General features: G+C 46.4%; 10 protein-coding genes and 1 pseudogene. 9 read left to right on the plus strand and 2 right to left on the minus strand.

Annotated elements, in window-relative coordinates; translation table 11 throughout:
• Positions 1–88: 88 nt before the first annotated feature.
• Together RIC07_RS30020 and RIC07_RS30025 are read left to right on the plus strand one after the other, a co-directional pair.
• Positions 89–292: pseudogene (locus RIC07_RS30020) on the plus strand (transposase); the annotation flags it as partial.
• A 320-nt stretch (positions 293–612) separates the two neighbouring features.
• Positions 613–2,409: a protein kinase domain-containing protein gene (locus RIC07_RS30025; protein ID WP_446397705.1), complete on the plus strand. Its 1,797-nt coding sequence runs from the start codon at positions 613–615 to the stop codon at positions 2,407–2,409.
• Between the two features lie 194 nt (positions 2,410–2,603).
• Here RIC07_RS30025 and RIC07_RS30030 read toward each other — a convergent pair whose 3' ends face one another.
• Positions 2,604–3,527: an N-acetylmuramoyl-L-alanine amidase gene (locus tag RIC07_RS30030; RefSeq protein ID WP_446397706.1), complete on the minus strand. Its 924-nt coding sequence runs from the start codon at positions 3,525–3,527 to the stop codon at positions 2,604–2,606.
• A gap of 339 nt (positions 3,528–3,866) precedes the next feature.
• On the opposite strand from RIC07_RS30030, the gene RIC07_RS30035 reads away from it, so the two are divergent.
• The 7 genes from RIC07_RS30035 (at position 3,867) to RIC07_RS30065 (ending at position 11,037) form a co-directional block, all read left to right on the plus strand.
• A complete protein-coding gene (locus tag RIC07_RS30035; RefSeq protein ID WP_446397707.1) occupies positions 3,867–4,298 on the plus strand; it encodes a nucleoside deaminase in 432 nt (143 codons plus the stop codon).
• Between the two features lie 431 nt (positions 4,299–4,729).
• Complete coding sequence (locus RIC07_RS30040; RefSeq protein WP_446397708.1) at positions 4,730–5,647, plus strand: hypothetical protein; 918 nt, start codon at positions 4,730–4,732, stop codon at positions 5,645–5,647.
• Between the two features lie 337 nt (positions 5,648–5,984).
• A complete protein-coding gene (locus RIC07_RS30045) occupies positions 5,985–6,602 on the plus strand; it encodes a DUF4129 domain-containing protein (protein ID WP_446397709.1) in 618 nt (205 codons plus the stop codon).
• Positions 6,602–7,705: a DUF4350 domain-containing protein gene (locus RIC07_RS30050; protein ID WP_446397710.1), complete on the plus strand. Its 1,104-nt coding sequence runs from the start codon at positions 6,602–6,604 to the stop codon at positions 7,703–7,705. Before RIC07_RS30045 ends, RIC07_RS30050 begins: the two co-directional genes overlap by 1 nt.
• Positions 7,706–7,994: 289 nt before the next feature.
• Positions 7,995–8,945 carry an AAA family ATPase gene (locus RIC07_RS30055; protein WP_446379506.1) on the plus strand — a complete coding sequence of 317 codons (951 nt, stop codon included), beginning with the start codon at positions 7,995–7,997 and terminating at the stop codon, positions 8,943–8,945.
• 112 nt (positions 8,946–9,057) lie between these two features.
• Complete coding sequence (locus tag RIC07_RS30060; protein ID WP_446397753.1) at positions 9,058–10,365, plus strand: DUF58 domain-containing protein; 1,308 nt, start codon at positions 9,058–9,060, stop codon at positions 10,363–10,365.
• 105 nt (positions 10,366–10,470) lie between these two features.
• Positions 10,471–11,037, plus strand: coding sequence for a type IV pilin-like G/H family protein (locus RIC07_RS30065; RefSeq protein WP_446397711.1), 567 nt, complete (start codon positions 10,471–10,473; stop codon positions 11,035–11,037).
• Positions 11,038–11,400: 363 nt separating this feature from the next.
• Here the strand turns inward: RIC07_RS30065 and RIC07_RS30070 are convergent, their stop codons facing one another.
• Complete coding sequence (locus RIC07_RS30070) at positions 11,401–11,985, minus strand: thioredoxin family protein (protein ID WP_446397712.1); 585 nt, start codon at positions 11,983–11,985, stop codon at positions 11,401–11,403.
• Between the last annotated feature and the right edge of the window lie 77 nt (positions 11,986–12,062).

Raw genomic sequence — 12,062 nt, forward strand, 5'->3', positions numbered from 1 at the left:
CCCAGAAACCGGGTTTCTTTGTTAGACATTTCCTATCAATTTTGGGTATGGCTTCAGGAACCCGGTTTCTCAAGTTATTGTATAGACTATACCTTATCGAAAAACCCCATTCAAGTTGGGATGTTATTACCATCTTTACAATCGGGGAAATAATCGCCACAATATTTTCTTTGAACGCGAAAATTACCTCTATTTTTTGCGCCAAATCCGTCGATTCCTAATTCCCCAGACTCTAGATGTTATCGCTTATTGCCTGATGCCCAACCATTACCCCCTGGTTGTGTACCTAAAATCTAGTAAGTAGGTTGGTGGAAATAAACTTAACTAGATTAAGTTATGTAAACAAGCCTCAAACCCTTACTGTTCCCTGTTCCCTGTTCCCTGTTCCCTGTTCCCTAATCTCCACCGCTAACTTTAATTGTGTCCACCTACTTAACCTCTCAGAAACAAGACAGCGGTCAAGAAACCGGGTTTTTTTGAGTGAAAGGTTGATATAACGTTGTCATCCTCACGAGAAACCCGATTTTTAGGAATACATATTCGGTTTCTCAGAGTTGCTTAAGATATCATAATTCATATTCATCATTCATAAACAGCTTGCCTAAATCGCTCATGACGCCAACGCTGCTCAATAATCGCTATCGCATCCTCCAGACGCTGGGGGCAGGTGGGTTTGGGAATACCTTTCTCGCTGAAGATACTTACATGCCGTCGGGACGTAAGTGTGTGATTAAGCAGCTTAAACCCATGACTCATGATCCCCAAACCTATCAGCAAGTAAAAGAGCGATTTCAGCGGGAAGCGGCGGTTTTAGAAGAGTTAGGTGAAAGTAATCACCAAATTCCCCGATTATTTGCTTATTTTTCCGAGTCTGGACAATTTTACTTGGTTCAGGAATGGATTGAAGGGGATACCCTGACTCAAATTGTAGACCGGGAAGGTCGGCTGAATGATGGTCAAGTCAAGGCAATTTTGTTGAGTCTGTTGCCTGTACTGGATTACGTCCACAGTTGTCACATTGTTCACCGGGATCTTAAACCGGATAATGTGATTGTCAGGCGGCGAGACGGATTACCTGTGCTGATTGACTTTGGTGCCGTGAAAGAAGCGATTAAAACGGTTGTTCATTCCCAAGCCAATACCACCCCATCGATAGTCATTGGCACACCGGGGTTTATGGCAGCCGAACAAGCGGCAGGACGTCCTCGCTATGCTAGTGATCTGTATAGTTTGGGCTTAATTGCGGTATTTTTGCTCACGGGTAAATTACCGCAAACCCTAGAAACCGATACCCGCACGGGCGAAATTTTATGGCGTCGGGATGCGCCCAATTGTCACTCCCATTTAGCTACGGTGATTGATCAGGCGATTCGCTTTCACCCGCGCGATCGCTTTGCGGATGCTAAGGAAATGCTGGACGCCTTAAACGCCCATCCAACAACGATCGCGACACCCACATTATCCCTTTCTAGTTCTAGCGAATCTGTCCCTTCTACCCGTAAGCCAGTCGTTCCGCCAACTGTTCCCATCCGCAGAAAACCTCTACAAGCAGACGAGGAACAACCCTCTCGGCGCTTCGGCGGTTTAATTGCTGGCGGCTTACTCCTAAGTGCTGTGGCGATTGGCTGGGGTTTAAACCGTGTATTAGAACCCTCCAATCGCATACCGTCACCCTCAGAGTCAGTATCCGCCTCCTCTGGAAACACCCCTCTGCCCTCACCTACACCGCCCCCAACCTCTTCACCTCCGCCAACTCCGCCGCCTAAACTGGTGAACCCGGAATCTCCAACATCCCTATACCCAACTGATCCCACATTCCGTATCCAAGAATCCCCAGAACTCCTGCCGTCTCCTGATCCCCCCGCACCCTTTGCCTCTGAACCGTCAGTGTTATCCTCCCCCTCTCCTCCCCCGTCTCCTGTCGCTTCCCCAACCCCCACACCTTCACCCTCACCTGCACCCGAAAACCAGACGCCCAAACCACCTCTATCCAATAAAATCCCTGGATTTACACCAGGAACCTCTCGAAAAGTTGTCGAAGCCACCTTAGGCACGCCAACCCAGCTTTCCAAAGGGTTGTGGCATAATACCCAGGCGTTACTCTATGAAGATTTTATTCGCGATCGCGTCAGTCTCGGTTATCTGTTTGATCGCGATACCAAGCGTTTGCGCCAAACTGAGGTGGCTTTTGCCCAATCTGTGGGATTAGAAACGATGGCAGATACCTTAGATAAAATGCTGAGTCGCAATCTCTCACCAGAGATTCGCCAGGGATTAACTCAGGTTTATCAGCGTCAATCCACTCGTTATCGTTTCACCAGCAACAATGGTTCTCCCTTAAAAGGGGTGATTGAACGCAATGAACGCGATCGCATTTATATTGGGGTGTGGGAAGCTGATTTACATTAAGGTCATTCGTCATTCGTCATTCGTCATTTGTCATTCGTCATTTGTCATTCGTCATTTGTCATTTGTCATTTGTCATTTGTTCAATATTAGTAATGGGCGGGTTTAGTCACATCAGGGCGGGAAAAAAATGATAATAGTGAAACCCGCCCCTACTTCCCTTAACAATTCAAAATTCAAAATTCAAAATTCAACACTCAATCCGCCAGTATTTTGCTCCAACTTTGGGCACCAATAATACCATCAGCCGTGATCCCTTGTTGTTGTTGGAATCGTTTAACGGCGGCGGCTGTCGCTGGACCATATACTCCATCTGGTGTAGCCCCGACACGACGTTGTACATATTTGACCACAGATCCTGTGGCATGGTTTTCTCGCAACACTGGCATGGCTAAGATTTGAGTAATGATCTGCCAGGTTTTAGCATCAGCAGTACCTGTGGGTGTAACCCCAACGATCGCCTGAAAGGTTTTGAGTGCTGCTGTAGTATCCGCTTCGTTGGAACCATCTTCTTTTAATGGTGTACCTTTGGGACTTCTGATTTTGAGTCGATTTAAGGCTTTTTGAAGGTCAACAATTGGATTTTGGGAAAGAGGAATCGTCGGTGATGCGGTTTGTCCAGTTAATCCTTTGACAATTGCATTTGCCACGGCTTCGGCATCGTAGCGATCCATGTCCTCTTGATTATCGCAGAAACAGCACTCAACTAGAATCGCTGGCATTGCGGTATTCCGGAGAACGTACAAATGGGAACCATCTTTAATCCCGCGATTGAAGTACCCTAAGTCAACAATATTATCTAATACAGGCTTAGCCATATCCTTCCCTGTATTGCTGATGGCAAAGACTTCTGCGCCTTTAGCTTTGCCGTTAAAGGCATTAAAATGGATGGATATAAATTGATCGACACGATTGTTATTCGCTGTATTGCACCGTTGTTGTAGGGAGTTGCTCACACTCCAAGCACGACTAGGTGTACAGTCTACGACTTGATGACCCAGGGATTTAAGTTTCGAGATCACTCTCGTCCCCACCGCCTTAGTCATATCATCTTCTTTTCTGATATTGCTAGCACCAGTATCTGGAGGGCAGTTATGTCCGATATCAATTCCGTATTTCATTGTTGACTCCCAATTGGTGATGAGATGTTAGTTCACTTAACTCGAATGTCGCTGACTTAAACTGGGTTCGTAGTAGGCACGAAGCGTGCCAGAAGCGAAGACAGCGCTTACTACAAACTCTAAAGTCAGTGCCATTCCACTTAACTCTGATGATGACCGATGACTGAACCGATGCACTAGGGGTTGACATCCCTACCACCCTTTTGTTCCGTTTGTGAAATCGGCAATAGTGGTTCAGAACATCTGTCTGCATCTCCCCAATTCCGATAATCCGATCCGGAGAAAATTCTGGAAACGTACTAATCTAGAGAAATTTAGGGAATTCTAGGATAGCAAGACATGAATGAGTTTATGGCAGCCGCGATCGCTCAAGCCAAACAGGGACTCCGGGAAGGGGGAATTCCCATTGGTTCGGTGTTAGTCAAAGAGGGTCAGATTATTGGTCAAGGATATAATAAGCGGGTTCAAGATAATGATCCTGTGACCCACGCCGAGATTGATTGCCTGCGTCATGCGGGCAGAATCGGCAACTACAATGACACAATCCTGTACTCTACATTAATGCCCTGTTACCTCTGCGCCGGGGCTGTGGTGCAATTTGGGATTAAAAAAGTGATTGCTGGCGAGTCTCAAACCTTTGCGGGTGCTAGGGAATTTATGGAATCCCATGGCGTCGAGGTTGTGGATTTGAATCTAGAGGAGTGCCAGCAGATGATGAGCGACTTTATTCAACAGCATCCCAAACTCTGGAATGAAGATATCGGCGTTTAGCCAAAGAGATGGGGAAGATGGGGAAGATGGGGGAGATAGGGGAGATGGGGGAGATGGGGAAGAGTTTTGAAAGTTGTAGGGGCGGGTTTCACAACTATCTTTTCGGTTACACCCAGATGTAACTAAACCCGCCCCGACTTGACCAATGACCAATGACCAATGACCAATGACCAATGACCAATGACCAATGACCAATGACAAGTTAATAAAAGTTCATCAGAACTTCACTGAGTTTTTTTTGGACTTTATCTGGACTTGATAGACGATTGGCTAATCTGGTAAATAAGCTAAGGCAAGTCGATTCACACCCAAGCAATCTCTCCTGCCAACTGGCTTAATCAGCATCGGCAATTTGCAATTTGGTGAAATTTGAGAAAGACGCCTTGTTTCGCACAACTGATACTGGAAATTGTCACTAGGACTTATTAATCATGACTGGCTCTCCTTTAAAAAAATTTCTCTTTACGCCGATAATTCTTTCAACCGCCGTCTTCTCAGCTTTGACCTTACCTCTAGCGTTCTTCGGAGATCAAGAGGTCACGATCCAACTGCAAGAAGAGCCTGTACATCATGGAAAACTCCGGGATGTTGCTACTCCTTACCTAGGGTTGGCAAGTGTTTTAGGTATAGGGACGGGAATCGCGACAATCGCTGTAACCGGGTGGCGACAATCGTCTAAAAAATCTGCCCAAGCCGAAGAACAGCTTTCGGATTTAGAGCGAAATCTTCAAGAAAAGGAACAACTTTTAGAAGAACTCAAACTTTCTAAATCTCGACTCGCAGCGGCTGGACTCAATAATTTTTTAGAGAAAGAAGGCGAACAAGAATCAGGTCTGCTTTCTGAGAACGAAGATCAACCCCTGGTTGAAGAAACTGTTAAAGCAGAACCGGAAATCATTCCACCTTCTGAAAATGAAGCTCAACCTCTAGTCGAAGAAACGGTTGAACCCCAGCCTGCACTAACACCTACTGTGGTGAAATCTGAGGAACAGCCAATGAGTGTTCCGTTCACCATCACCACACAACCCTTCTATACTCAACCTGTTACCGCTCATCCCGTTAGCAGCCAAACAGCGTCAGCGAAATTTGCCTCGGCTCAAAGCTTCCTGGGTTATCAACCCAAAACATCGGTTCCCTCTGCATCAACTGGGGTAGCAGTTGGTTCATCTGAGGTTGAGCAACTTCAGGTTCAACTACAAAACATCATGTCTCAGATGATTGTCATGCAAGCCGAACTACAGGCGGCTCAAAAAGCGGCTCAGTCTCAGGGACATGCAACCCAACCGCGCCATTCAACATCACTCAAGGTGATTCAGTCTTGGTCTCAACACCCTCAGGCGGTAATTTAATAGTCCATACCCCCCCTTTTTTTAGCTATACGTCCGATCCTCTCTGGTTGAATACTGACACTTGGATGGAGACAAGGCAGATGGCAGCAGGTTACAGGGTATAAGGGAAAGATAAGTGTTGCAAGGTAGAAGGAAATAATGACGGTTTCGGTGAATATGATTTCAGACAAACAACTACGCTTCGGGATAAAAAATTAGCGTCAAATGATGACTCTCACCTCTAGTTAAGGTGTGAGAGTTTTCCCTTTTATCCACTTTTGTTTGGTTAGGGATCTGCTTGAGATGGGGAAGTCCGCGTTATACTCACAGAGTTAGCCTGGGCAGGATGTCACCAACCATGTCTACCGGATCTTACGAGAAAAGTAATTGGGCTTGGCAGTTTCAGCAGTGGCAAAAACAAGTGGGGGAATGGTGGGAACTCCAATTGTCCCGATTTTCACCAGATTTTCCAGGGGGTTCCGGTTGGTCTTTACCCGCTTGGTTAAGTTCGCCAGTTCTGTTCTTTATTGCTAGGGTAATCTTTTGGGTACTGATTGCTTTCCTGGTATGCTGGATTGCTCTACAACTCATGCGACGGTTTTCTCCTTATGTTTATTCGTGGAGAAACCAACTGCATCAGCAATCTGAGAAACTTACAACCACGCCAGATAGAACCTTATCCGTTGCTGATTGGTTGGCGCGATCGCACAACGCCCAAACTCAAGGTAACTATCGTGACGCCTGCTTGTGCCTGTATCGAGCTATGTTACAACAGTTGCATGATAGTGGACATGTTCCCCAACAACCCAGTCGCACGGATGGGGAATATCTCAAGTTAGTCCAACAGTTCCCTCAGTCTAGCGCCTATCAACGTTTGCTGATCACCCATCAACAGCTTTGTTTCAGTCAGACTCCAGCCTCGCGATCGCTGTTTGAGGAGTGTCAGCAAGCCTATCAACAAATTAATCAAGGGTGATGAGAGTTTCTAAACGACGGTTAGGGGTATTGAGTGCGATCGCGATCGCGGTTCTGATCCTGATTACTCTAGTCGCTGCGCCAGCCAACAATCAACTCAATAGTGGTTCAACCTATAGCCGCGCCCCCGATGGCTACGGGGCTTGGTATACATTTATGGCAGAACGGGGAACTCCCATCCAGCGCTGGCAAAAGCCATTGAGTGAATTCGGCGATCGCCAAGATGTCACCTTGTTGCGCGTTCACAGCCGTTTAGTACCGCATCAATTAGGGAGTACCGAGGACAACTGGGTTAAAAAAGGGAATACCCTAGTTATCGTTGGTGTCCACCAACCCGTAACCGAAGCGGCATTTAGTACCCTACAAGATAGTCCAGTTGGCAACGTTAAAATTGACACTAGGCGGCGACATAAGTCCAGCAACGATGCCATTCTTAGTGATAACTTTGGCGCGATTATATGGCAACAGCAACGAGGAAAAGGACAGGTTGTTTTCGTTACCACTCCCCATTTCGCTGCCAATGCATATCAAGATTTTCCAGCCAATTATGAACTCTTAGCTAAACTGGTGACCCAGGAAACTATAGACGATAAACTAATTAACCCATCTGCTAACGCCAATCAACTATGGGTCGATGAATACATCCATGGTTATAAAGATAAAGAAGCAATTGAACGCGAAGTTGGCGAAAATGTGATCAGTTATTTAATCAAAACCCCCCTATTTCCTCTGCTAATCCAAGGCATTGTTATCCTACTCGTGGCGATTTGGGCGGCTAATCGTCGTTTGGGACAACCCGTCACCCTATCCGCCCCTGTGGTGGATAATAGTGAAGCATACATTCGGGCGCTAGCGGCTGTCTTACTCAAAGCGGGGAGTCATGACTTTATCGTAGATAGGGTTGGCAAAGCAGAACAGCGACAACTCCAGAAAGACTTAGGATTAGGAGAGACTCCCCTCAACCATCAATCCCTAGTAGCGGCTTGGGCAAGGCAAACGGGGCGTCCCGCCAAAGACTTAGAACAACTGTTGCAAGTCTCTAACAAACGCCGCTTGAGTGAATCTGACTTGCTAAACTGGTTGAGAAAATGGTCGGAACTATAAAAAAGTTTTGAGGCAAGTAGGAGCGAGTTTTACCGATAACGCTGCGCCTAAAATCACGAACTTAACTAGAATAATACTGACTTAAGGCTGGTGGACAATGCCCACCCTACTGGCGTGGCACACCTTATTTGATGAATTAGAATTACGCCCGGAAACTGTAGGGGCGCAAAGACTTGCGCCCGATTCAATGGTCAAATCTATTCCACAATTTTAGCTGTGTCAAGCCACTACGGTATAGAATGGCAAATGACGACATGACGAATGACAAATGACGAATGACCAATGACAAATGACCAATGACAACACCATCTTTAATCGCATCAGCCAAACCCTGGGCAAAGTTGTTTTGGGTCAATCGACTGTCGTGCAACAGTTGCTTGTCGCCCTACTGAGTGGAGGTCATGTCATTATCGAAGGTGTACCGGGAACCGGAAAAACCTTACTGGTGAAAGTGCTGGCAAAATTAATACAAGCCGATTTTCGCCGAATTCAACTTACTCCTGATATTTTGCCCTCAGATATTCTCGGAACCAATATTTTTGACCTGAATAGCCGCAGTTTTACCCTCAAGCAAGGACCCGTTTTTACCGAGATTTTGCTGGCGGATGAAATTAACCGTACACCCCCAAAAACCCAAGCCGCGCTATTAGAAGCGATGGAAGAACAACAGGTGACGTTAGATGGGGAAAGTTTGCCTTTACCGGACTTATTCTGGGTGATTGCGACTCAAAATCCCCTAGAATTTGAGGGAACTTATCCGTTACCTGAAGCCCAGTTAGACCGCTTTTTATTTAAACTGGTGGTGGATTATCCAGATACCGCCGCCGAAAAGCAGATGTTGCTGAATGTACAAAAGGGATTTCGGGCTAAACGTTTTGATTTGGAACGTCTCAAACCTGTAGCAACGGTAGGACATATTCTGAATGGGCGTAAAGCGGTGCAAGCGGTTGAGGTGGATGAGAAAATATTGGATTATTTATTAGCATTGGTAGGAGGTTCACGTAACCATCCGGATTTAGCATTAGGGGCGTCTCCTCGGGCGACGGCGACGTGGTTGCAAACGAGTAAGGCGTATGCTTGGTTAGCAGGGCGGAATTATGTGACACCGGATGATGTGAAAGCAGTTGCGCCGCCGTTGTTGCGTCATCGTCTGATTTTGAAACCAGAGGCGCAGTTGGATGGGTTGATGGTTGATGGGGTGATTGCGTCGTTATTGAAGCAGGTTCCGGTTCCGCGATAATGGGTATTGCGATGAATATTCAAAATTCAAACCATAGTCAGGGCGGGTTTAGTTGCATCTGGGTGAGGCAAGAAACGATAATAGTGAAACCCGCCCCTACAAATTTAATATGATTATTCCGTCACAACGTCTTTATTGGCTGCTGCTACTGGGTATGGTAATCGCCCTTTTGCTGGCTGTTGTATTTAATCAGCCAAGCAGCATTTGGGGAACTCTGGGATTTGATGTGGTTGTCCTGAGTGTAGCGGTTTGGGATGGACAACGGGCTAAACCGCATCGTGTCACGGTGACGCGCTATCCGTTACATCGATTATCCATCGGGCGGGATAATCCTGTGGTACTATCGGTGCGATCGCGATCGTCATCTGCCCAGATTCGCCTGCGTGATCATTACCCACTACAGTTTGATGTCTCTACACCGACTCTCTCAGCCAAGCTGGAACCCAATCACACTCAGGACTTTAGCTACACCGTTCACCCCAAAAGTCGCGGCGAGTATCAATGGGGAGATATTCAAGTGCGACAACGGGGGCACTGGGGATTAGCATGGCTGGATTGGACTATCCCCGCCAGTCAGACGGTGGCGGTGTATCCAGATTTACTAGGATTGCGAGAACTTTCGATTCGCCTCACTTTAGAAAATACAGGAACCATGCGCCGAGCGCGACGCCTGGGTGCGGGAACTGAGTTTGCAGAACTTCGGGAATATGGCGTTGGCGATGATACTCGACTGATTGATTGGAAAGCCACAGCCCGCCGTTCACGTCCGTTAATCCGGGTATTAGAACCCGAACGAGAACAGACTTTAATTATTTTACTCGACCGAGGGCGGTTAATGACGGCACAGGTGCAGGGATTAAAGCGATTTGATTGGGGATTAAATGCGACATTATCCCTGGCTTTGGCGGGATTAAATCGAGGCGATAGAGTGGGAATTGGTGTGTTTGACCGAGAGGTTACCAGTTGGATTCCACCGGAACGGGGTCAGCATCAGTTATCGAAATTAATAGAACGTTTGACGCCAATTCAACCTGTATTATTAGAACCGGATTATTTTGGTGCGGTGACGCGATTAGTGAATCAACAAACTCGTCGTGCTTTAGTCGTTTTGATTACTGATATTGTTGATGTGACGGCTTCTGCTGAACTCTTATCAGCCATGGGACGCCTCACGCCGCGTTATTTGCCCTTTTGTGTAACATTACGTGATCCCCAAGTTGATACTATTGCTCACACTCGGACGTCTAATCTAGAAACAACATACTCTCGTGCGGTTGCGTTAGATTTAATTGCCCAGCGTCAGGTAGCTTTTGCCCAATTGAAGCAAAAAGGGGTATTGGTACTAGATGCACCAGCGAATCAGATTAGTGAGCAGTTGGTTAACCGCTATTTACAACTGAAGGCGCGGAGTCTACTCTAACAAACTGTTAAAATTCAGGTAGGGTTGTATTGACAAATAGAGTCGATGGGAATACTCTGACATGATTAAGCTTGCCCACGGGTTCAATCAGGGGGAACTATTACGATGGCACAAACACCACCAGAAGGCGATTGGACAGCAGAATCAACGGCAACTGCCAAGAAAAATAAGTTTCCTCTTATACTATGGATATTTGCAGGTTGTGGTTGCTTGTTTTTGGGTCTAATCATTTTAGGTATAGTTTCGGCGATTGTATTACCCTCTTTTCTGAATCAGGCAACGAAAGCAAAACAATATGAAGCCAAAAAACATATTCGTTCAATCAATCGAATGCAGCAAATGAGCTATCTTGAAAAAGGTACTTTTGCTCGCTCAATTGAGGGATTCAATCTGGGAATATCGCCAGAAACAGAAAGTTATCGCTACCAGATTGTCACCCCCCAACAAATACCCGGTGTAATGGCTACAGCTGAGGCTAAAGAATCTGGACTTAAAAGTTACACCGGGGTGGTATTTGAAATTAAAAAAAATGGTCAAAATATCACAATAAATGCTATTTGTGGAACAGACAAACCTTCTACCAAACCGCCTGAAAAAGTGGTAGTGCCTAGTCGTTCAGAAGAAAGACTTCAATGCCCAGCGGGTTCATCTTATCTTTACTCTATTAAGTAAAAGGTAATTATAAGCTGTTCAGATTTAAACTGCCCATTAAATTTCAGATTCTCAACCGCGATCGCACGCCAAAAATGTCGGGGTGGTGAGAGGGGGCAGGGCGGGTTTTGGAGAAAGGTTATTGGTTTGTGGGTTAAGTTTGTGCCTAAACCCGCCCCTACAAATGAAACCTGCCTTAATCCCAACCTGAAAGGGGATAACAAAATCTATCGGATTCTCAACCGCGATCGCACGCCAAAGATGTAGGGGCGGGTTTAGGGATTAAATGAGGAAACCTACCTCAAACTAAACAGCAAAACCCGCCCTAATCCCAACCTGAAAGGGGATAACAAAACCTATCGGATTCTCAACCGCTAAATATCCTTAAGCGCCATAGTACGCGGGTTCATTCCCTGGCTTCCATTTGATATTGCAGCCAATACTGGGCTTTTGTTCTTCACTGACGGGAGACTGCGCCAATACCGCATCGATCGCGGATCGTAGATCCTTACCTGTCACAGGTTGATCATTCCCTGGGCGGCTATCGTCGAATTGTCCCCGGTATACTAATTTGCGATCGCGATCGAACACAAAGAAGTCTGGCGTACAGGCGGCTGTATAAGCTTTCGCTGTTTCCTGGTTTTCGTCATAACACAAGGGAAACGTCAATCCTAATTCTTGTGCCATTTCCTTTAACTTGTCAGGCGCATCATCGGGGTGAGTCGTGGCATCATTGGCGCTAATTGCCACAATCCCCAGATCTGCATCCTGGTAGTCTCGACCTAGTTTAGCTAATTCACCCTGTACATGCTTGACAAATGGGCAATGACGGCAGAGAAATATCACCACTAATCCCTGTTTCCCCGTAAACGTGTCTAAGGAAATCGTTTCGCCCGATACCACATCGGGTAAATGGAATTCTGGGGCTTTGTTGCCTAGAGGCAACATGGTTGAGGCTGTGAGTGCCATGATTTTAACTCCTTTGCTGACTAATTAGAGGATTGGATTGTTGAACATACAGGTGGGTAAAGGGAACGGGGAACAAG

The sequence above is a fragment of the Coleofasciculus sp. E1-EBD-02 genome (assembly GCF_040218245.1).
Taxonomy (GTDB): domain Bacteria; phylum Cyanobacteriota; class Cyanobacteriia; order Cyanobacteriales; family Coleofasciculaceae; genus Coleofasciculus.